At 66.4% G+C, this 19252-nt stretch carries 21 protein-coding genes; 12 read left to right on the top strand and 9 right to left on the bottom strand.

All coding sequences use genetic code 11. The features are described from left to right. The first annotated feature begins 495 nt into the window (after positions 1 to 495). From clpB to M5I08_RS22595, 9 genes are all read left to right on the top strand, one after another. Positions 496 to 3042, top strand: a complete 2547-nt coding sequence (gene clpB / locus M5I08_RS22640) for an ATP-dependent chaperone ClpB (protein WP_219065949.1) — start codon at positions 496 to 498, stop codon at positions 3040 to 3042. Positions 3043 to 3203: 161 nt separating this feature from the next. Next, positions 3204 to 4061: a trehalose monomycolate transport factor TtfA gene (ttfA, locus tag M5I08_RS22635; protein ID WP_219065947.1), complete on the top strand. Its 858-nt coding sequence runs from the start codon at positions 3204 to 3206 to the stop codon at positions 4059 to 4061. A 22-nt stretch (positions 4062 to 4083) separates the two neighbouring features. Further along, positions 4084 to 4860 carry an SDR family NAD(P)-dependent oxidoreductase gene (locus M5I08_RS22630; RefSeq protein ID WP_219065946.1) on the top strand — a complete coding sequence of 259 codons (777 nt, stop codon included), beginning with the start codon at positions 4084 to 4086 and terminating at the stop codon, positions 4858 to 4860. A 1-nt stretch (position 4861) separates the two neighbouring features. Continuing rightward, entirely contained in the window at positions 4862 to 5401 is a 540-nt protein-coding gene (gene pyrE, locus M5I08_RS22625; RefSeq protein WP_219066110.1) for an orotate phosphoribosyltransferase, read from the top strand. Between the two features lie 6 nt (positions 5402 to 5407). Further along, complete coding sequence (locus tag M5I08_RS22620) at positions 5408 to 6187, top strand: hypothetical protein (protein WP_219065944.1); 780 nt, start codon at positions 5408 to 5410, stop codon at positions 6185 to 6187. Then, positions 6184 to 6828: a TrmH family RNA methyltransferase gene (locus M5I08_RS22615; protein ID WP_219065943.1), complete on the top strand. Its 645-nt coding sequence runs from the start codon at positions 6184 to 6186 to the stop codon at positions 6826 to 6828. Before M5I08_RS22620 ends, M5I08_RS22615 begins: the two co-directional genes overlap by 4 nt. 16 nt (positions 6829 to 6844) lie before the next feature. After that, positions 6845 to 7963 carry a glycoside hydrolase family 76 protein gene (locus M5I08_RS22610; protein WP_219065942.1) on the top strand — a complete coding sequence of 373 codons (1119 nt, stop codon included), beginning with the start codon at positions 6845 to 6847 and terminating at the stop codon, positions 7961 to 7963. After that, positions 7956 to 9305 carry a 3-oxoacid CoA-transferase gene (locus tag M5I08_RS26400; RefSeq protein ID WP_219065940.1) on the top strand — a complete coding sequence of 450 codons (1350 nt, stop codon included), beginning with the start codon at positions 7956 to 7958 and terminating at the stop codon, positions 9303 to 9305. Before M5I08_RS22610 ends, M5I08_RS26400 begins: the two co-directional genes overlap by 8 nt. A 160-nt stretch (positions 9306 to 9465) precedes the next feature. Next, a complete protein-coding gene (locus tag M5I08_RS22595) occupies positions 9466 to 9990 on the top strand; it encodes a MerR family transcriptional regulator (RefSeq protein WP_249762972.1) in 525 nt (174 codons plus the stop codon). Between the two features lie 30 nt (positions 9991 to 10020). Here the strand turns inward: M5I08_RS22595 and M5I08_RS22590 are convergent, their stop codons facing one another. Beyond that, positions 10021 to 10872 carry an alpha/beta fold hydrolase gene (locus tag M5I08_RS22590; RefSeq protein ID WP_249762971.1) on the bottom strand — a complete coding sequence of 284 codons (852 nt, stop codon included), beginning with the start codon at positions 10870 to 10872 and terminating at the stop codon, positions 10021 to 10023. A gap of 148 nt (positions 10873 to 11020) precedes the next feature. On the opposite strand from M5I08_RS22590, the gene M5I08_RS22585 reads away from it, so the two are divergent. Continuing rightward, positions 11021 to 11668: a transposase gene (locus tag M5I08_RS22585; RefSeq protein ID WP_249762970.1), complete on the top strand. Its 648-nt coding sequence runs from the start codon at positions 11021 to 11023 to the stop codon at positions 11666 to 11668. Between the two features lie 1036 nt (positions 11669 to 12704). Here M5I08_RS22585 and M5I08_RS22580 read toward each other — a convergent pair. The 6 genes from M5I08_RS22580 to M5I08_RS22555 form a co-directional block, all read right to left on the bottom strand. Next, entirely contained in the window at positions 12705 to 13361 is a 657-nt protein-coding gene (locus M5I08_RS22580) for an HD domain-containing protein (protein ID WP_249762969.1), read from the bottom strand. Between the two features lie 19 nt (positions 13362 to 13380). After that, the gene (locus tag M5I08_RS22575; RefSeq protein ID WP_249762968.1) at positions 13381 to 13872 is read right to left on the bottom strand and encodes a hypothetical protein; all 492 of its coding nucleotides are present in this window, start codon (positions 13870 to 13872) and stop codon (positions 13381 to 13383) included. A 178-nt stretch (positions 13873 to 14050) separates the two neighbouring features. Next, positions 14051 to 15031, bottom strand: coding sequence for a DNA-binding protein WhiA (gene whiA, locus M5I08_RS22570; protein ID WP_249762967.1), 981 nt, complete (start codon positions 15029 to 15031; stop codon positions 14051 to 14053). A gap of 142 nt (positions 15032 to 15173) precedes the next feature. Next, positions 15174 to 15881 (bottom strand): NAD-dependent deacylase, encoded by a 708-nt coding sequence (locus tag M5I08_RS22565; protein ID WP_249763397.1) that lies wholly within the window; start codon positions 15879 to 15881, stop codon positions 15174 to 15176. Positions 15882 to 16193: 312 nt separating this feature from the next. Then, complete coding sequence (locus M5I08_RS22560; RefSeq protein ID WP_219069332.1) at positions 16194 to 16691, bottom strand: hypothetical protein; 498 nt, start codon at positions 16689 to 16691, stop codon at positions 16194 to 16196. Between the two features lie 52 nt (positions 16692 to 16743). Continuing rightward, positions 16744 to 17166: an Hsp20/alpha crystallin family protein gene (locus tag M5I08_RS22555; protein WP_304502956.1), complete on the bottom strand. Its 423-nt coding sequence runs from the start codon at positions 17164 to 17166 to the stop codon at positions 16744 to 16746. Positions 17167 to 17280: 114 nt separating this feature from the next. Between M5I08_RS22555 and M5I08_RS22550 the strand changes: the two genes are divergently transcribed. Further along, complete coding sequence (locus tag M5I08_RS22550) at positions 17281 to 17700, top strand: MerR family transcriptional regulator (protein WP_219069336.1); 420 nt, start codon at positions 17281 to 17283, stop codon at positions 17698 to 17700. After that, a complete protein-coding gene (locus M5I08_RS22545; protein WP_219069338.1) occupies positions 17657 to 17863 on the top strand; it encodes an Rv3202a family protein in 207 nt (68 codons plus the stop codon). The genes M5I08_RS22550 and M5I08_RS22545 overlap by 44 nt, the downstream gene beginning before the upstream one ends. Before the next feature lie 23 nt (positions 17864 to 17886). On the opposite strand, the gene M5I08_RS22540 is transcribed toward M5I08_RS22545, so the two are convergent. Both M5I08_RS22540 and M5I08_RS22535 read right to left on the bottom strand, forming a co-directional pair. Beyond that, on the bottom strand, positions 17887 to 18213 hold the full coding sequence (locus M5I08_RS22540) for a hypothetical protein (protein WP_219069340.1): 327 nt from the start codon (positions 18211 to 18213) through the stop codon (positions 17887 to 17889). Between the two features lie 46 nt (positions 18214 to 18259). Next, on the bottom strand, positions 18260 to 18691 hold the full coding sequence (locus tag M5I08_RS22535; RefSeq protein WP_219069341.1) for an Hsp20/alpha crystallin family protein: 432 nt from the start codon (positions 18689 to 18691) through the stop codon (positions 18260 to 18262). Between the last annotated feature and the right edge of the window lie 561 nt (positions 18692 to 19252).

Raw genomic sequence — 19252 nt, 5'->3', positions numbered from 1 at the left:
GGGACCGCTGAACGGGTACAGGCCTTCCGGCGTGGCCAGGATCTGCGTGGTGCCGGTGAAGCTGCGTACTGCAGGTACAGGTTGTCGACAAAATGCGCGTAGGTCTGACTGGGCGTGGAGATGAGGCTGGGGCCGATGATCAGCGCTGTGCCGTCCGCGAGAGGGGAATTCGCAGTGTCACCGCTAGTCAGCTGCACCGCGCGGGCTTGGACGTCGATCGCCGGTGGAGTTACAGGGGCGACCGTGATGGGGCTGACGCCTGCGAGGGCGACACCGGTACTGAGCAAGAGACGAGGCACGCGATCCATGGCGGTGTCCTTCGACGTCGCAGCTGAACCGCGAACATTACTAGCAAGTAACCTGAACTTCTGCTGAGTGACCTCTCGGGTTCGCCGCCATCGCCAAAGTCCGGTAGGGTTGAGCGGAACAGACTCAACATTGACGGCGTTGAACAATGCGACAAGCATCTTCACCAGTATCCGAACGGAGGCCGGAGTGGACTCTTTTAACCCGACAACCAAGGCGCAGGCGGCCCTGACGTCGGCCCTGCAGGCGGCCAGCGCCGGCGGCAACCCCGAGATCAGGCCCGCTCATCTGCTGTTGGCGCTGCTGACGCAAAACGAGGGGATCGCCGCGCCGCTGCTGGAGGCTGTCGGCGTCGAGCCCGCCACCGTCCGCGCCGAAGCCGAGCGCATCCTGGCCAAGCTGCCGCAGATCAGCGGGGCCAGCTCGCAGCCGCAGCTGTCCCGCGAGTCGCTGGCGGCGATCACCGCCGCCCAGCAGCTGGCCACCGAGATGGACGACGAATATGTCTCCACCGAGCACCTGATGGTCGGTCTGGCCACCGGTGACTCCGACGTCGCCAAGCTGCTGACCGGCCACGGCGCTTCTCCGCAAGCTCTGCGGGAGGCGTTCGTCAAGGTGCGTGGCAGCGCGCGCGTCACCACGGCCGACCCCGAAGCCACCTACCAGGCGCTGGAAAAGTACTCCACCGACCTGACCGCGGCCGCCCGCGAAGGCAAACTTGACCCAGTTATCGGTCGGGACAACGAGATTCGCCGTGTCGTGCAGGTGCTTTCCCGGCGCACCAAGAACAACCCGGTGCTGATCGGTGAGCCCGGTGTCGGCAAGACCGCGATCGTCGAGGGTCTGGCGCAGCGCATCGTCGCCGGCGACGTGCCCGACAGTCTGCGCGACAAGACTGTCATCTCCCTCGACCTGGGCTCGATGGTGGCCGGCGCCAAATATCGCGGCGAGTTCGAGGAACGCCTCAAGGCCGTGCTCGACGACATCAAAAACTCCGCCGGGCAGATCATCACCTTCATCGACGAGTTGCACACCATCGTCGGGGCCGGCGCGACCGGCGAAGGCGCGATGGACGCCGGCAACATGATCAAGCCGATGCTGGCCCGCGGCGAGCTGCGGATGGTCGGCGCCACCACGCTCGACGAGTACCGCAAATACATCGAGAAGGACGCCGCGCTGGAGCGCCGCTTCCAGCAGGTGTTCGTCGGCGAGCCGTCGGTGGAGGACACCGTCGGCATCCTGCGCGGCCTGAAGGACCGCTACGAGGTGCACCACGGTGTGCGCATCACCGACTCCGCGCTGGTCGCGGCGGCCACCTTGAGCGACCGCTACATCACCGCGCGGTTCCTGCCGGACAAGGCCATCGACCTGGTCGACGAGGCCGCCAGCCGGCTCAAGATGGAGATCGACTCCCGGCCCGTCGAGATCGACGAGGTCGAGCGACTGGTGCGCCGCCTGGAGATCGAAGAGATGGCGCTGGCCAAGGAAGAGGACCAGGCGTCCAAGGAGCGGCTGGACAAGCTGCGCTCCGAGCTGGCCGACCAGAAAGAAAAGCTGGCCGAGCTGACCACCCGCTGGCACAACGAGAAGAATGCGATCGACGTCGTCCGCGAACTCAAGGAGCAGCTCGAGACCCTGCGTGGGGAGTCTGAACGCGCCGAGCGCGACGGCGATCTGGCCAAGGCCGCCGAGCTGCGCTATGGGCGTATCCCCGAGGTCGAAAAGAAACTCGACGCTGCGCTGCCACAGGCCGAGGCACATGAAAACGTGATGCTCAAAGAGGAAGTCGGTGCTGACGACATCGCCGACGTGGTGTCGGCGTGGACGGGCATCCCGGCCGGTCGGATGCTGGAAGGCGAGACCGCCAAGCTGCTGCGGATGGAAGACGAGCTGAGCAAGCGGGTGGTCGGCCAGCGCAAGGCCGTACAGGCGGTGTCCGACGCCGTGCGACGTGCTCGTGCCGGGGTCGCCGACCCCAACCGGCCCACCGGGTCGTTCATGTTCCTTGGACCGACCGGCGTCGGGAAGACCGAGTTGGCCAAGGCGCTGGCCGACTTCCTGTTCGACGACGACCGGGCGATGGTCCGCATCGACATGAGCGAGTACGGCGAGAAGCACTCGGTGGCCCGCCTGGTTGGCGCGCCGCCCGGATACATCGGCTACGACCAGGGCGGTCAGCTGACCGAGGCGGTACGTCGGCGTCCCTACACGGTGGTGCTGTTCGACGAGATCGAAAAGGCCCACCCGGACGTGTTCGACGTGCTGCTGCAGGTGCTCGACGAGGGCCGGCTCACCGACGGCCAAGGCCGTACTGTCGATTTCCGCAACACCATCTTGATCCTGACGTCCAACCTCGGGTCGGGCGGCGACGAGGAGCAGGTGATGGCGGCGGTGCGGTCGGCGTTCAAACCCGAGTTCATCAACCGGCTCGACGACGTGCTGATCTTCGAAGGGCTGAACCCCGAAGAGCTGGTGCAGATCGTCGACATTCAGCTGGCTCAGTTGGGCAAGCGGCTGGCGCAGCGGCGGCTGCAGCTGGAGGTGTCGCAACCGGCCAAGCAGTGGCTGGCCCAGCGCGGGTTCGACCCCGTCTATGGGGCGCGTCCGCTGCGTCGGCTGGTGCAGCAGGCCATCGGCGATCAGCTGGCCAAGATGCTGCTGGCCGGCGACGTGCATGACGGCGACACCGTTCCGGTGAACGTCAGCGCCGACGGCGACCGCCTCGTGCTCGGCTGATTTGCGCTCGAACGTCGACTTGGTGGGGCATTTCTTCCAAAATCGCCCAACAAGTCGACGTTCGGCGCATTGGCGGGCATCGAAGCGGTAGCAAACATTAATTCGGTTGTGACCTGCTGGCGTTCTCGGTTGGGGGCTCTCAGCAGCTAGGCTACGTGGCGATGGTTCCGCTTTGGTTCACGCTCTCCGCGCTGTGCTTCGTCGGCGCGGCGGTGTTGCTATACGTCGACATCGACCGCCGCCGCGGACGGGGTCGACGTCGTAAGTCGTGGGCACGCTCGCACGGATTCGACTACGAGGCGGAGTCCACCGAAATCCTCAAGCGCTGGAAGCGCGGGATCATGTCGACCGTGGGCAGCAATATCCCGGCGCGCAACGTGGTGTTGGGCCAGATCCGCGGCGAGGCGGTGTTCATCTTCGACCTCGAGGAAGTCGCCACCGTGATCGCCCTACACCGCAAGGTGGGCACCAACGTGGTCGTCGACGTGCGGCTCAAAGGGCTCAAAGAGCCTCGCGAGAACGACATCTGGCTGCTGGGTGCGATCGGACCGCGGATGGTCTACTCCACCAACCTGGACGCTGCCCGCCGGGCGTGCGATCGCCGCATGGTGACCTTCGCGCACACCGCGCCCGACTGCGCCGAGATCATGTGGAACGAGGAGAACTGGACGCTGGTCAGCATGCCGATCGGCAGTACCCGTGCCCAGTGGGACGAGGGCCTGCGCACCGTGCGCCAATTCAACGACCTGCTACGGGTTTTGCCGCCGGTGCCGCAACCGGCCGCACGCCGCAACGCTGCCCCCAGTCGTCCGCTGGCCCCGGCCGGCCGTGCCGAATCGTCGCCGCGCCACTCCGAAGCGCCTGCCCGCGAGGGTGGGGCAGCCCACCGCAGCGCCGCGGGCGCGCCGCCTCCTGCCCGCCAGGAGCCAACCCGGCGCGCACCGGCCGAGCCCGACGCACCTGGGCGGCGTCAGCCGCCCAGCCGCAACGGCTACCAGGCCAGCCACTACCAGCGCTGATGCCCCGGCTACGCTGTCGGTCATGCCGCGCCGCGTCGTCCTGATCACTGGGCCAACGTCGGGGATCGGCGCGGGCTTCGCGCACCGTTATGCCGCCGACGGCTACGACTTGGTGCTGGTGTCCCGCGACGAGAATCGGCTCACCGAGCTGGCCACCGAATTACGTGACGAGGCCGGGCGTGCCGTCGAGGTGTTGCCGGCCGACCTGGCCGAGCCGGCCGACCGCGGCAAGGTTGCCGAGCGGTTGGCCGCAGGCGTCGACGTGTTGGTGAACAACGCCGGTTTCGGCACGTCCGGCGAGTTCTGGACCGTCGATCCCGCCTTGCTGCAGTCCCAGTTGGACGTCAATGTCACCGCGGTGATGCAGCTGACGCGGGCGGCATTACCTGCGATGATCGACGCCGGGGCCGGCACCGTCATCAACGTCGCCAGCGTCGCCGGGCTGCTGTCCGGGCGGGGCTCGACCTATTCGGCGTCCAAGGCATGGGTGGTGTCGTTCACCGAAGGCCTGGCCGGCGGGTTGCAGGGCACCGGTGTCGGCATCCATGTGGTGTGTCCGGGCTACGTGCACACCGCTTTTCATGAACGGGCCGGCATCGACATGACCTCATTGCCGTCGTTCATGTGGCTCGAGGTCGACGACGTGGTCCGCGAAACCCTGGCCGACATCGGTCGCGGGAAAGTGGTCATCATTCCCGGGTTTCAATACAAGGCGCTCACCACCGCAACACGGATGATGCCGCGAAGTCTGGCGCGCGCCGCCACCAAAGCGTTCGGTCGGGGCCGTGGCCGCACCTGACCTGAGTATCACCGACCGCGACGAGTTGGCCGAGCTGGTGCGCCGGCTGGCGCTGGTACACGGTCGCGTCACGCTGTCGTCGGGCAAGAAAGCCGACTACTACGTCGACCTGCGCCGGGCCACCCTGCACCACCGCGCGGCGCCGCTGATCGGGCGGCTGATCCGCGAACTCACCGACGACTGGGACTACGCGGCCGTTGGCGGGCTGACCCTGGGCGCCGATCCGGTCGCCACTGCTGTCCTGCACGCACCAGGTCGCCCGATCGACGCGTTTGTGGTGCGCAAGTCGGTGAAAACCCATGGCATGCAACGTCTTATCGAAGGACCCGACATTTCCGGACGCCGGGTCCTGGTGGTGGAGGACACCAGCACCACCGGCGCCTCGGCGATGACCGCCGTGCACGCCGTGCAAGACGCCGGCGGACAGGTGGTCGGCGTGGCTACCGTGGTCGACCGCGCGACCGGCGCGGCCGAAGTCATCGAAGCCGAGGGCTTGGCGTATCGCAGCGTCCTGGGACTGGCGGATCTCGGGCTGCGCTAGATCACCGTGCGGACGCTCGTTGCGATGGTGCTGACGCTGGCATGTCTTGCGGCCTGCTCGGCTTCGGCTCACAACGACCGGGTTTATGGCGCGCTGACCGCCCGGCTGGGCGAGTCGTTGGCGGTGCTGGGCTGGAACCCGTCGATGTCCAACCTGCGCTGGCAAGACGACTATGTGCTGGTCGACGTCGATGCGGCTCCGGGCGATCCCGCCAAAGCCCATGCCGATGCCCGCGATGTCCGGTTCGGTCTTTACCGCGCGCTGGCGCATCCCATCGAGGCCACCGGCGTCGGCAGCTGCGACAACGTGAAGAATGTTGTCATTCAATCGCTTTTGGCCACCGGCGGCAAGCGGTTGACCGGCACGGTGCGCCTGCCGACGAAGGAGAACGACACCGGGCTGGTGGTCAAGACCTCCGGCGTGGCCGCGTGGCGGGCCGACGGCGCTCAGCTGACCGCGGCCTCGCTCGGGGATCCGGCAGCGTTCACCGGCCAGGGCTACATGCTGCTGGGGCTGGACGCCGACACGATCGCGGCGCGCTACCGCGACGACTCCGCAGCCCGCGGCGGGCCGATGATGTTGCTCGCCACCCCGACGCTGCCGGCCCCCGGACTTAACCTGGCATGTTCGGCCTACGGGTCGTCGGCGCTGATCTTGGCGCACGCATCGCGTGACGCCGTGCATGTCAGCGCGTCACTGTGCACCCAGGGGGACATCAACCAGGCGCCGCTGTACGCCACCGTTGCGGTGGCGGGCACCCACGCCGCGGTCTGGACCACCCGATGACGGGGCCCGGGCCCACCGAATGGGGTGCTGCCGCAAGCGGAGTCGGCCCGTGGAGCGGACCGCCGCCCGACGACCCGCGGTATGACCCGGCGCTGCTGCGCGACGGCGACACCCGCAACGTCGTCGACGCCTACCGGTACTGGGCGCGGGAGGCGATCATCGCCGACATCGACACGCGGCGACACCCGCTGCATGTGGCGATCGAAAACTTCGGCCACGACGCCAATATCGGTGGGGTAGTGCGCACCGCGAATGCGTTCGCCGTCGACACCGTGCACATCGTGGGACGTCGTCGTTGGAATCGCCGCGGCGCCATGGTCACTGATCGCTACCAGCGGCTGCGCCATCACGACCACACCGCTGATTTGCTGCGCTTTGCGGCGGAAGCGGGCCTGACGGTGGTCGCGGTCGACAATGTGCCCGGCGCAATGCGACTCGAGCAGACAACGCTGCCGCGCAACTGCCTGCTGCTGTTCGGTCAAGAAGGCCCCGGCATCAGCGACGACGCCCGGGCGGGCGCCGCGCTGACCGTCTCGATCGCCCACTTCGGCTCGACCCGCAGCATCAACGTCTCGGTCGCGGCAGGGATCGCCATGCATAGCTGGATCAGCCAACACGCGGACATGGGCCGCGCCTGGTAGGGCAGGATCAGCAGACATGGATCAGGTATGGGTCAACCGGGCGGTCAGCGCAGAAGCGGCCGTCACCGGGCGGCACCTGAAGCGGCTGTGGGCGTTGCCTGCTACCCAGCTGGGCGTGGTGGCCTGGCCACCGGCGCGGCGCGACCGATGGTTCGGTGGCTGGCATTACTGGTGGCAGGCACACCTGCTGGACTGCCTGCTCGACGCGCAGCTGCGCGACCCGCAGCCGCAGCGGCGTATCAAGATTCGCCGGCAGATCCGCTCGCACCGGTTTCGCAGCGGCTCCTGGGTCAACAGCTACTACGACGACATGGCGTGGCTGGCGCTGGCGTTGGAGCGTGCCGCCCGGATCGCCGGCGTGGAGCGCAAACGCGCGCTGAACACGTTGCACGACCAATTCGTCAAAGCGTGGGTGCCCGAAGACGGCGGCGGCATCCCGTGGCGCAAGCAGGATCAATTCTTCAACGCCGCGGCCAACGGCCCGGCGGGAATCTTCCTGGCCCGCTACGGCGACCGGCTTCGACGGGCCCAGCAGATGGCGGACTGGATCGACGCCACGCTGACCGACCCTGACACGCATTTGGTGTTCGACGGCATCACGGCGGGTTCACTGGTCCGCGCGCAGTACACCTACTGTCAGGGCGTGGTGCTGGGCCTGGAAACCGAGCTGGCTGCCCGCACCCGCGATGAGCGGCACGCCCCGCGCGTGCACCGCCTGGTCGCCGCGGTCGACGAACACATGGCGCCGGCCGGGGTGCTGAAGGGCACAGGTGGCGGCGACGGCGGGCTGTTCGCCGGAATCACCGCGCGTTACCTGGCTTTGGTGGCCACCGCGTTGCCGGGAGAGTCCGCTGCGGATGCGGCCGCCCGGGAAACCGCCCGCGAAATCGTGCTGTCTTCGGCGCAGTCGGCGTGGGACAATCGGCAGTCGGTGCAAGGGCTGCCGGTGTTCGGGCCGTTCTGGGATCGCGCCGCCGAGCTGCCGACGGCTGAGGGGCAGCAGGCGCAGTTTGTCGAGGGCGCGGTCACCGGTTCGCGGGCAGCCGAGCGCGATCTGTCGGTGCAACTGTCCGGTTGGATGCTGATGGAGGCCGCACACGCAGTGACCGATAACGAGAGGACGATTCATGAGTAAAGTCCACCCGGACGCCGAGTCGGCGCTGCACGGCCTGCTGAAGGACGGCGTCACCTTAGCTGCCGGCGGGTTCGGCCTGTGCGGCATTCCGGAGAATCTGATCCGGGCTCTGGTAGATAGCGGCGTCAAGGATCTGACGATTGTCGGAAACAATGCTGGGGTCGACGATTTCGGTATGGGCCTGCTGCTCAAGGCCCGCCAGGTGAAAAAGGTCGTCGCCTCCTATGTGGGCGAGAACAAGGAATTTGAGCGTCAGGTGTTGGGCGGCGAGTTGGACCTTGTGCTGACGCCGCAGGGCACGCTCGCGGAGAAGTTGCGCGCCGGCGGGGCAGGCATTCCGGGCTTCTACACTCGCACCGGTTACGGCACCAACCTTGCCGAAGGCAAGGACACCAGGGTTTTCGACGGCACTGAATACGTTCTGGAAGAAGGCATTCGGGCCGATGTTGCGCTCGTCAAAGCGTGGAAGGGGGACGCGGCCGGCAACCTCGTCTACCGCAAGACGGCGCGCAACTTCAACCCGATGATCGCCACCTGCGGCGCGGTGACCGTGGCCGAGGTGGAGGAACTTGTCGAGGTCGGCGAGCTGGACCCCGACCTGATCCACACGCCTGGCATCTACGTGGACCGCATCGTCGCTGGCGCCAACTACGAGAAGCGCATCGAGTTCCGCACCACCAGCGGTGGCGCGGCGCTCAAGCACGACAGCCCAATTCGCGAGCGGATGGCTCAGCGCGCCGCGCAGGAATTGCGCGACGGCTACTACGTGAACCTGGGCATCGGTATTCCGACGTTGGTGGCCAACTTCATTCCCGACGACATCACCGTGACGCTGCAGTCCGAGAACGGCCTGCTGGGCATCGGCTCCTACCCGACCGAAGACGCCGTCGACCCCGATCTGATCAACGCCGGCAAGCAGACCGTCACCAGCCTTCCCGGGTCAAGTTTTTTCAGCAGCGCCGACTCGTTCGCGATGATCCGCGGCGGTCATATCGACCTGTCCATCTTGGGCGGCTTACAGGTTGCCGAGAACGGCGACCTGGCCAACTGGATGGTGCCGGGCAAAATGGTCAAAGGCCCCGGTGGCGCAATGGATTTGGTGTCCGGCGTCAAGCGGGTGATCGTCGTGATGGATCACACCGCCAAAGGCGGCAGCCCGAAAATCCTCAAGCAGTGCACGCTGCCCATCACCGGCAAGGGCGTGGTGGACATGATCATCACCGACTTGTGCGTGTTCGACGTCGAGCCGGAACACGGACTGACACTGACCGAATTACACTCGGGGGTGAGCGTCGCCGACGTGCGAGCCAAGACCGGCTGCGACTTCAAAGTCGCGGTGTGACTCGGGTTTTCGTGGTTCTGTGATGATTAGCATCTCGCGACGCGAGGCAACGGGTCGTGGTTCGGCGACCTCCAACATATGCTGGCGCTTTGGGGGGTCAAATGTCGAAACCGCCCGAGGTGTCGTTGCCCCGGGCGGGGCTCAGACGGTGAGCAGTTCTATGCCCAGTGAGGCGACATACAACGATTCGCACCTGCGCCGGCTCGCTCTCGTCCGCGCGTTGATCGAGGTGGCGGGGCTGCCGCTCGAGGCGGTGCGTCGGGTGCTCGCGGTGGTCGACGACGAGTCGGTGCCGTTGCACCAGGCGCTCGGGACCGCACAATGGCTGTTATCTCCCACCCCCGACGAGGAACCGAGCGCCGAGTCCGCCGAGCGTGTCGAGGCCCTGCTTGCCCGCCACGAGTGGGCGCTGGCACCAGACAGTCCGCATCGCCGCGCGCTAGCCGGTGCGCTCGACTGGCTCGACAACCTTGCATTCCCGGCTAGCGACACGCTGCTCGACCAGTACGCAGAGACACTCGCCCGCCTGGCGCCGAGCGAGGTGGAATCGGTCACTGCCCAGGCGGAGCGCGCGACCGCAATCGAGCACTTGGTGATTGGGACCCTGCTCTATGAGCCACTATTGGCCACGATGCGCCGGATGGCACACGAAGCCGAGTCGGCTCGCCGCTCAGGACTCAAGTGAGGCCGATGGGTTCTTGTCTCGAAGACGCAGTCAGCTGTTTTGGTACGCGTGCAGGATGGCATCAGCGAAAGCTTCGGGGGCTTCCTGAGGTACGTCGTGCCCGGCTTCCACGGATCGTATGTCGAGCAGCGAGGGGAAGCGCCATTCGTGAGCGGCGCGGGGTGGCACGAAGGGAATCATCGGGTCGCATTGTGGATCGATCACCACGGTTGGCACGGGGATGGGCGGCTGAGCGCTGATCTTGTCTTCCAGCTCTTGGTAGGTGGGGTCACCGGCGATCAGGCCGTAGCGGTGCCGGTATGAGGGCACTACGACGTCGACGAAGTCGGGGTTGTCGAACGAGGCTGCGGTGGCGGCGAATTCGTCGTCACTGAACAACCAGTCCGGCGACCATTCTTGCCACAGCAGTCGAGCGAACTCGCGACGGTAGGCATTCAATCCGGCCCGGCCGCGGTCACTATGCAGGTAGTACTGGTACCACAGTCGCCGCTCGATCTCAGGCGGTGCCGGAGTAGTCGTGGCTGAAATGTTTTGCACGTTATAACCCGACACACTCACCAACGCCCGCACCATCTTTGGCCACAGCGCTGCAGCCACGCAGGCGGCCCGGCCACCCCAGTCGAATCCCGCCACGATTGGTGTGGCCAGCCCCAGCGCGGCGATAAGCTCGCTCAGATCCGCGGCAAGCGCGGCCTGCTGTCCCGAGCGCGGCGTGGTCTGGTCGATGAAACGGGTTGGTCCATAGCCACGCAAGTAGGGCGCGAGCACATACGCGCCAGCCGCAGCCAGTGGTGGGGTCACCCGGTCGTAGCAGCGCACGTCGTAGGGAAATCCGTATAACAGCACCACCGGCCAGCCGTCCGGGTCCCCGTGCTGTTCCAAGGCAACCTCTAAACTAAGACGCTCCTCGGGGAGCGTACCTTCACCAGTATTCAGCGTTCACTGTCGAATATCGCTGTATCGCAAGAGAATTGGCGACAAGCAGAAAGCCGCCGGAACCTTCAAGGGCGGCTACGGGTTTCATCCGCTGATGGCCTGGTGTGACAACACCGGCGAGCTGTTGGCGATCATCGCCCGGGCGGGCAACGCCGGCTCCAACACCGCCGCCGACCACATCGCGATCATCGACGCCGCGATCGCTGCGATCCCCGCCGCGTGGCGCAAGAATCTGCTGGTCACCATCGACGGCGCGGGATCCAGTCACGCCGTGGTCGAGCACCTGGCCACACTCAACGCCCGAGCGGGCTGGTCGGTGGCCTACTCGGTCGGGTTCGACCTCGACGAGCGGGCCCGGGTCGCGATCGGGCAGCTGCCCGCCAACGCCTGGGAGCCGGCACTGGACCCGGCCGGCGCAGCCCGCCAGGATGCGCAGGTGGCCGAGCTGACCGGGCTGCTGCGCGAATCGGCTGGCGGGGACCGCCTGGCGGGCTGGCCCGCCGATATGCGGATCCTGGTGCGCCGGGAGAAGATCGCCGAAGGCACCCAGCTGTCGCTGTTCGAGCAGCACCATGGCTACCGCTACCAGGTCATCGCCACCGGCACCCGCGGCGGGCAAGTCCAGCGCCTCGAGGCCCGCCACCGGGTGCACGCCCGCGTGGAGGGATTCATCCGCTGCGGCAAAGATACCGGGCTGGGCCGCTGGGATCCTGGTTCGGCGACTCAGCGCTCATCGACGTAACCCCCATTGAAGAACAGAAATATCCCAAACTTTTCATCACTGCGGTAGTGCGGCTCGCGAGGGTGGGAACCGCCCTGCGGGACGATCACGCGGGCGGTTCCCGCGCATGCCATGACCCAGCAGCCCACCATCGGGGCCGCAGGATCTTGGCTTCGGCTAACAACCGAAACTTTCCCGAAGCGACCACCACTACCAGTAGCGCCTACTGCGGGACAGCGAGCCCCGCTGCCGAGGGAGAGCAACGAATTGGGGCAGCGGGGCCTAGCCGGACTGTGCGGTGACATCACGCACGGCCCACTCTTCTTGGGGCGCCACATCGGTGGCGGTGCGCACGCAGACCAGGGCCTGCGTCGGGCGCTTAATAATGGGGGTAGCTGTGGGCGGCACGCGAGTCACTGCCAGCTCGTGTTCATCGCTTAGGGACATCACCTCCGTTGTTCGGCAACTCGCTTCGAACGAGGTCGGTTGTGCGACGGCGGAGGAGACCGTTGTGTGGGCCACACTGGTCGAACTGGTCGACTCGACCGCCCGCCGGCAGACCACTGTTTTCGATAACGGGGTCGCGCAGCGCCGGGCCGATCACGCGTTGCGGTACAGGTGGCGACCTGCGGAGGGCGGGGCCGGGCGGCGGGCATCTCGGCGCAAGCTGGGGTGACCTGATGCTGGCTCGGTGGGGTGGCGTAGAGCAGGCGCATCCATTCAGCCCACACAATCGTCTCCGCCTCTTGCAGCAGAGCATCAGTCAGGGTGTCGGTGGTCATCTTTCTCACCTCCTTGACCTGAAGGCGACCGCCGCCCGGTCCTCGCGGTTAGGCGCTAAAGGGCCTCTTTTCGCCGCTGCCGGACACCTTGACCTCCTAAGATTCGATCAGATCACCTGTGCGACCTGACATAGGTTTTTATATAGCATGCGTGCTAGGTTCTTGCAAGGGAGAACTTCGACTGGATGGAAGACGCGTGCCCAGGGTGTTCAGCAGCGAGTCGACGTTGACCGACAGGTCCAGGGTGCCCGGTCCCAGCACGGTGGGGCTGGTCGTCAAATCCCTGCCGCCGAGCGCCGACACCTCGTCGGCGATGGTGTTGCTGACCTGCGCAAGACCGTCGAGCTGGCCGGTGGCCGCGCCGTCGGCGGTGTTGGTGAGGTGGCCTCGGCGGCGCCCGCGACCAGACGGGCCTGGGCGAGCAGTAGAGGACCGGACTTGGTGATCGCTCGATGCACTGGGTGATCCGGCGGGTATCGGTTGAGGATCTCGTCGAGCCGGGCCTGCGGATCAATGAGCGCGCCGTCGGGGCTGGTGCACAGGTCGGCAGCGTTGAGGATAGCCAGCTCCTCGACGTCGACAGGGAACCGGTAGCGGGCAAGTTCACTGTCCCTACCGCGCTCCTGGGCTTCGAACACCGCCCCGCTGTGATGCGCGATCAAATTCACCGTGCTCCACAAATCCGGGGCGGCTTGCGATACGTGGGCGGCGCCGTCGATCGGGTGAAAACCGGTGTCCGCCGAATCCGGTGCGTATCCGACGTCATGCAGCCACGCGGCCGCGACGACGGTCTCGGGCTGGACTGTGTCGAGTGCACCTACCAGCCGTTCGGCCGCGGCCGCAACCCCGATCGTGTGCGCCCAACGGCGCGGCAACGCATCCGCAAGAAACGCCTCCGCCATCTCACGCGCCTGGGCGACAATAGAACTCACGACTTGTGTCCCTCCTTGTTCAGTGCCAATGAGGCAGATATTGCAACACCGCCGGCCCGGAAACCGCCGCCCCGCCCCCGGCGATCGCCATCACGACTGCCGCGGTGATCACGCGACGAATCCGGCGGACGGTGTGAACGACCGCGGTGAGGACAACGCCAGCCAGCACGCCCAGCAGGACTTGAGGGTGCGCGGTCACAGCGTTCAGGACTGCGTGAGCCGTAACCGACGGGCGCAACAACGCTGCCGCCCTGTCCCACACCGTGAGGATGGCATCCGCGGCGCCAGTTGCGAAATGAAACATCTTCTGCTCGTTACCCAAACCGTTGCCGGACGCCTGCTGAGGATTTGAGCGGATTCCCGACGCCACTATGGCGATAAGCATCCGACCGATCTCGATGTCAGGACCGGTAGGCAATATCCACTGACGGATGCGGTGTAGGTTCTCATCGTATTTGTGAACGGCGACATAGGATTTCTCACGTTCATGCGACTTCTCGATTCTCACCATCTTGTCCACGTTTCGATTTCTTGTTGCGGCGCCGGCTAAACGAGAACTACCGGAATTCGGGGCCCCGGAGGCAGCCCGCCTCCCGGCGGCAGAAGCTGCGCAGCAGGATCGAAGATGATCGGGAATGGGTACGAGGCCAGCGCCTCCTCAATCGACTCGTCTGAAATGCGCGCCCGCATCAAGATGCGTTTCGGCAGGCGCTGGGCTCGGCGGCCGCCACCTGGGATTGGGTGTCGGGGATGCCCGCGGCCGCGGCGGCGCGGTCGGCCAGGGCCAGCAGCCGGCGCAGCTGGCCGCTGATGGTGTCTTTGCTCAGCGGCGGATCGGCCAGCCGGCCCAGCTGACCCAGCGGGACCTGCTGGTGTTCGATGCGCAGCCTGGCGGCCTGGACCAGCTGCGCGGGCGCACCGTCGCCGAGGATTTCCAGGGCCCGGCGCGCCCGGGCGGCGGTGTCGGCGGCGGCTTGGGTTGCGCGGGCCTGGTTGGCGCCGGCGAATTCACCCGGCTGCCGCGGGCGGGCGCCGCGCACCGCCCAGCGCTGCTGTAACGCCCGCACGGTCTCACCGGCGCCGATCCGCGCCAGCAGCAGCGCGATGTGTTCGCGACCCCGCACCGTCACCCGGTCGACGCCGCCTGCGTCGCGGGCGCGGGCGCGGACGCCGAGGCGGCGGGCCGCGCCCACCAGCGCCAGGGCGGCCTCTGGAGTCGGGCAGTCCAGCCTGATCGCACGCTCGTCGAGGCTTCCGCAAGCTAGAAACGCGCCCCGCCACACCGCCTCGGCGGCGATCTGCCCGCCGACCAGCTGGGCCGGCAACCCGCGCACCAGACGCCCGTGCGCGTCGAGGAGGCCGGCCCGCCGCGCCAGCGACTCACCGTCTCCGCTCACGCCCACCACATGCCGCGGCGGGCGCGGCCGGGTCCGGATAGCGGCCTGACAGCCATAGCCGGCGGCAAGGTCGGCGCGCAGCCGCGCCGCGGTGCGCTCGTCGTCGAGCTCGGCGCTCAACACGCTTCGCCCCGCCACCACGCGCACGCGAGCGCCGGCGCACCGCAGCAAGGTGGCCACCTGCGCGCGCCGCGCCGACGCCGGCATCACCGTCAGCCGGCACAGCTCGCCGACCGCCGCGCCGCCGATGTCCCACGACGTGTTCGCGCCCATGGGGCCCCTTTCCTGTGACAATTTCTCCACGAGGCGGCCGCGCGCCCGCGGACACGGCCAGCCGGCCACCGTCAGTCTTTGATGAGATTGCGGAGCCGGGCGGCGTTCTCCAGACATGCGCTCCCCCTTCATATTTCGACACCTAATCGGCCATTAGTCGGTGCCCCGTCTGGCGACTGCCCGAAGTGATCGAACCCGTCGTGATGATCTGATCCACCAATTCCGGAACCAGCTGGCTGGCCGGCCCGACCCAGGCGTAGTCGTATCCCACAGAGCCAGTGGCATTCAGGTTGATCTCCACTGTCACCGCCCCTGCAGCTTTAGCGATCTCAGCAAACCTGCTGGCGGGATATACCGTCCCCGAGGTACCAACCGCGGCGAACACACTCGCGGCGGTCAGCTTCTCCATAACTACATCGAGACCGATAGTTCGCTCCCCGAACCACACCACATGCGGGCGCCAGACCGTCTCCGATTCCTTGACGTCGTAAGGCCAGTCCAATACCTCACCGGTCTCAACATGACGGATCTTCTTCAACTCGCCGTGCATCGCCGTCAGTCGTGTACTTCCCGCGCGCTGATGAAGATCGTCAATATTCTGAGTCACCAGAAGCATCCTCGAACCCAGATGACATTCCAGCCGAGCCAGCGCCTCATGAGCCGGATTCGGATGCACCTCGCCAAGCTGGCCGCGTAATCGGTTATAGAACCGCTGCACACGCGCAGGGTCAGCAGCGAACCCCTCTGGCGTTGCTACAGACTCGACCCGCTCACCCGCCCATAATCCGTCCGGGCCACGAAACGTCGACAAACCTGACTCGGCGCTAATGCCCGCACCCGTCAATATCACCACTGACGGCCCGCTTACCACATCGTCACCATTCCGCTGCGCTCCACTGCATCTCCTACGCTGGGCGCTGGTGCAAGGTCGTGGCTTCTCCGCCTGTGTTCATGGCCTGATAGTGCTTCCGGCTGTCCACGCGATCCTGCTCGTCATCACCACCACCGTCACTCCCGGGCCTCGATAAGACAGGTGTTCCAGCGCTGCTTGTCGTGACCGTGTTTTCGCCTCAGCTCGCCGGCTCTAGGGCCACTGCCCCACGCTAGCCGAGGCGGCCACGCGCCCGCGGACACAGCTATCCCGCGTGTCGGCCGGCCGCGATCAGCGGCGCATGCTGGCGGCCAGGGCGGCCAGGTCGACTGGTGGGGCGTCGTTCATCCACACCTGTGTGCGGCCGGTCGCCAGCTGGTCGGCGGCGGGATGCACCCGCCAGGCTTGCTGGCGGGCCATCACGGTGTGGGCCAGCGCCACAGCGTGAAACCTGGTCGGGGTTTTGATCGTGTCGATGATGACGCCGCGGCGGGCGAGTTCGGCCAGCGCGCGATCGTTGGCTTTGGTGACCACCACTTGGCGCCAAGGTTTTTGGTGGATCGCGATGATGGCGACGGTGTGCTGATCAAGCCAGCCTTGTTTGCGCCAGCCGGGTTGGGGCGGTCGGCCGGCGGCGAGGCTGTCGATGGCGGCCAGGGCGTGTGCGTGGCGCTGCTGGTTGCGGTGTTCGGCGAGGTCGGGTCCGCGCTGCAGGCGGGCGATCCGCGCCGGCGGGCAGGATGTCGCGCGGCGGCGGGCGGGTTTGCCGCCGGCGATCCAGCGGCGCACCGTGCCCGCGGTGACGCCGGCGTATTCGGCGGCGGCGGCGGCCCTACGGCTGTTAGGCGTTGATCGCTGTCTGCTGGCCGTCGTGGCTGATCTCGATGCGCCGCGGCTTGGCCTTCTCAGCCACCGGGATCGTCAGCCGCAACACCCCGTCGTGGTAGTTGGCCTCGATCTTGTCGGTGTCGAGGTTTTCCCCGAGGAACAGCTGGCGGCTGAATACGCCGCGGGGGCGTTCGGCGGAGACCATTTCGCGGCTTTGGTCAAGGTCGGGGCGCTCGGCACGCACGGTCAGGACGTTGCGTTCGACGTCGAGGTCGAGCGTGTCCGCCTTCACGCCGGGCAGGTCGAACTCGACGATCAACTGGTCGCCGTCGCGCCAGGCGTCCATGGGCATGACCGCCGGCCGGGCCGCGGTGCCCAATACCTGCTGGGCAAAGCGATCGAGGTCGCGGAACGGATCTGTACGCATCAACACCACGATTTCACCTCCCGATCAGGGCAGACGATCTATGTCTGCGGACATAGGATTGTGATATCACGTCGTGTATAATTTCGCAAGTAGCAGTTGGATATTTTTCCGAAGGGGAAGCCGTTGACCGACGATTTGACAGCACCTCGGTCGGCGCGTGGTGTATACGGAATTGCGGTGGTCGCCGAGCTTTCCGGGAGCGCGCCACAGACGTTGCGGCTCTATGAGCGCCGCGGACTGCTGACCCCGGCTCGCACCGCTGGGAGCACCCGTCGCTACAGCGACAACGATCTGCAGCGCCTGCAGCGGATCACCGAACTGGTCGACCAAGGCGTCAACCTCGCCGGGATTGCGCAGATTCTGGACCTAGAGACCAAAAGTAGCCAGCTGCAAGCCGGCTACACCGCCTTGAAGCTGCTTAACGCCAAACTGAAGGCCGACCGCAAACCGGCGGTCGATCACAGTGCCGCCGGGAAGAACGAAGGGAGGGGTTCCGATCATGAAGAACGTCGAGAACATCGTTCTACCCGACGAAGCACCTGAGGCGGAAGCGATGGAACAGCGCCTTGTTATCGATGCTGGCGATGAAGCCGGGCTGGACACAACCCACGTCGACGCACTTTGTGATCGGGACGCCAACGAAGCCGACGTGATCGATCAAGCAATCGTCGTGCCCGTCCCCGAGGATGATCACGACCCGAAGTAGCACGCGCGCCCCGGCCACAACGGTTAGGCATTCTCGGCGGGAAGGCCATGAAGCTGTTCTGCCGGTGCGCCATCGCGCCCACCAACACCAAACAGGTGGCCCCAGGTGGCAAGCGCCACTGCGGCGGCAGCATCCTCGACGTCCTGGCAGAGCTGGTCTTCGGCCATGGCGACCAGCGCATCCGCCAGGGCGATCGGATTAATGCCGCGTCGCTTGGCCGTGTCCATCAGCTCCACGAATGCTTGGTCGACCCGGTAGCGCCGTAAGGCGACCAGGACTCCCTCGGCTGTATCGAGAATCCGCGCGCCGACGCGGCGCGCCTCGCGAGGCCGACGCGGATATTCGTTCATGGCTGATCACCTCCTCTCGCCTGTTCCTAGACACCACCCCCGCAGCTCACGCGATGGCCTTTTGCTCAACGCCGGTCGTAATCGCGATCTTGCGCGGCTTGGACGCCTTGGCCACCGGAACCGTCAGCCGCAACACCCCGTCGGTGTAGTCGGCACCGATGTGGTCGGTGTCCAGCTGGTCACCGAGGAACAACTGCCGGCTGAACACCCCGTGCGGACGTTCCGCGGTCACCCAGTCATGGCCCTCGTCGCCTGCGTACGGGCGCTCAGCACGCACAGTCAGCACGCCCTGGTCGACGGCCACGTCAATCGAGTCGGGGTTGATGCCCGGCAAGTCGAGCTCCACGAGGAACGTGTCGTCTTCGCGCCAGACATCCATCGGCATCAACGCCGGACGGGTGGCGGTACCAACCGGATTCCCCCGCAGCTGCTGGGTAAGTCGGTCAAGGTCACGGAACAGCGGCTCAAACCCCAGCATGGTCATCACCTCCTTGCTCGCTGATCAATCTAGATTTTGCGACAGATATAACCTATGGACAATACCACATATTTCATGCTCTCACCCGAGATGATCCGACCAGCGCAGAGCCACCCGAACGGCCATAATTAGCACTCGTAGGACGCGAGTGCTAATGCGTGTGCTGGGCGAGGGAAGAGGGATGTGTACCGAGCCGCGAAGGCGTTCATCAGCGACACCTACCACTCCTGACCCACCTGTTTCTCTATACTCGGCCAGTTCGCCGGGTTGAGGAAAGGTGGTCATGGGGTCGTCGACCATCTGCGCTGCGACGGGCCTGAACCTTGTGGCCAGCTCCGGCCAGACCATCTTTCGGGTGGCGCGCACGCAGTACGGGGCGCTCAATCCGCCACCGCGCGTCCCGGGCCAGGATCCGGTCGAGGGCTGGTCGCGATGGGACACACCTGGGCGCACGGTCTACGGGTGCTCCACGGCGGTAGGGGCTTTCATCGAAGTGCTGGAGTACATTCGGCCTGATCCGCCGCGCACTCCGCTGGCCGAGTTGTTCGACGATGTGGAGGC

Source organism: Candidatus Mycobacterium methanotrophicum (assembly GCF_023515995.1).
Classification (GTDB): domain Bacteria; phylum Actinomycetota; class Actinomycetes; order Mycobacteriales; family Mycobacteriaceae; genus Mycobacterium; species Mycobacterium methanotrophicum.
The sequence above is the reverse complement of the archived record's forward strand: the minus strand, read 5'-3'. Positions and strand labels throughout refer to the sequence as shown.

Bases quoted from the DNA above. Each gene is read 5' to 3' on its own strand.
- M5I08_RS22610 (WP_219065942.1), top strand. From the start codon at position 6,845: ATGGATCAGGTATGGGTCAACCGGGCGGTCAGCGCAGAAGCGGCCGTC.
- M5I08_RS22540 (WP_219069340.1), bottom strand. From the start codon at position 18,213: ATGAACGAATATCCGCGTCGGCCTCGCGAGGCGCGCCGCGTCGGCGCG.
- M5I08_RS22545 (WP_219069338.1), top strand. From the start codon at position 17,657: ATGAAGAACGTCGAGAACATCGTTCTACCCGACGAAGCACCTGAGGCG.
- M5I08_RS26400 (WP_219065940.1), top strand. From the start codon at position 7,956: ATGAGTAAAGTCCACCCGGACGCCGAGTCGGCGCTGCACGGCCTGCTG.
- M5I08_RS22535 (WP_219069341.1), bottom strand. From the start codon at position 18,691: ATGCTGGGGTTTGAGCCGCTGTTCCGTGACCTTGACCGACTTACCCAG.
- M5I08_RS22615 (WP_219065943.1), top strand. From the start codon at position 6,184: ATGACGGGGCCCGGGCCCACCGAATGGGGTGCTGCCGCAAGCGGAGTC.
- whiA (WP_249762967.1), bottom strand. From the start codon at position 15,031: ATGGGCGCGAACACGTCGTGGGACATCGGCGGCGCGGCGGTCGGCGAG.
- ttfA (WP_219065947.1), top strand. From the start codon at position 3,204: ATGGTTCCGCTTTGGTTCACGCTCTCCGCGCTGTGCTTCGTCGGCGCG.
- M5I08_RS22630 (WP_219065946.1), top strand. From the start codon at position 4,084: ATGCCGCGCCGCGTCGTCCTGATCACTGGGCCAACGTCGGGGATCGGC.
- M5I08_RS22575 (WP_249762968.1), bottom strand. From the start codon at position 13,872: ATGGTGAGAATCGAGAAGTCGCATGAACGTGAGAAATCCTATGTCGCC.
- M5I08_RS22595 (WP_249762972.1), top strand. From the start codon at position 9,466: ATGCCCAGTGAGGCGACATACAACGATTCGCACCTGCGCCGGCTCGCT.
- M5I08_RS22585 (WP_249762970.1), top strand. From the start codon at position 11,021: ATGGCCTGGTGTGACAACACCGGCGAGCTGTTGGCGATCATCGCCCGG.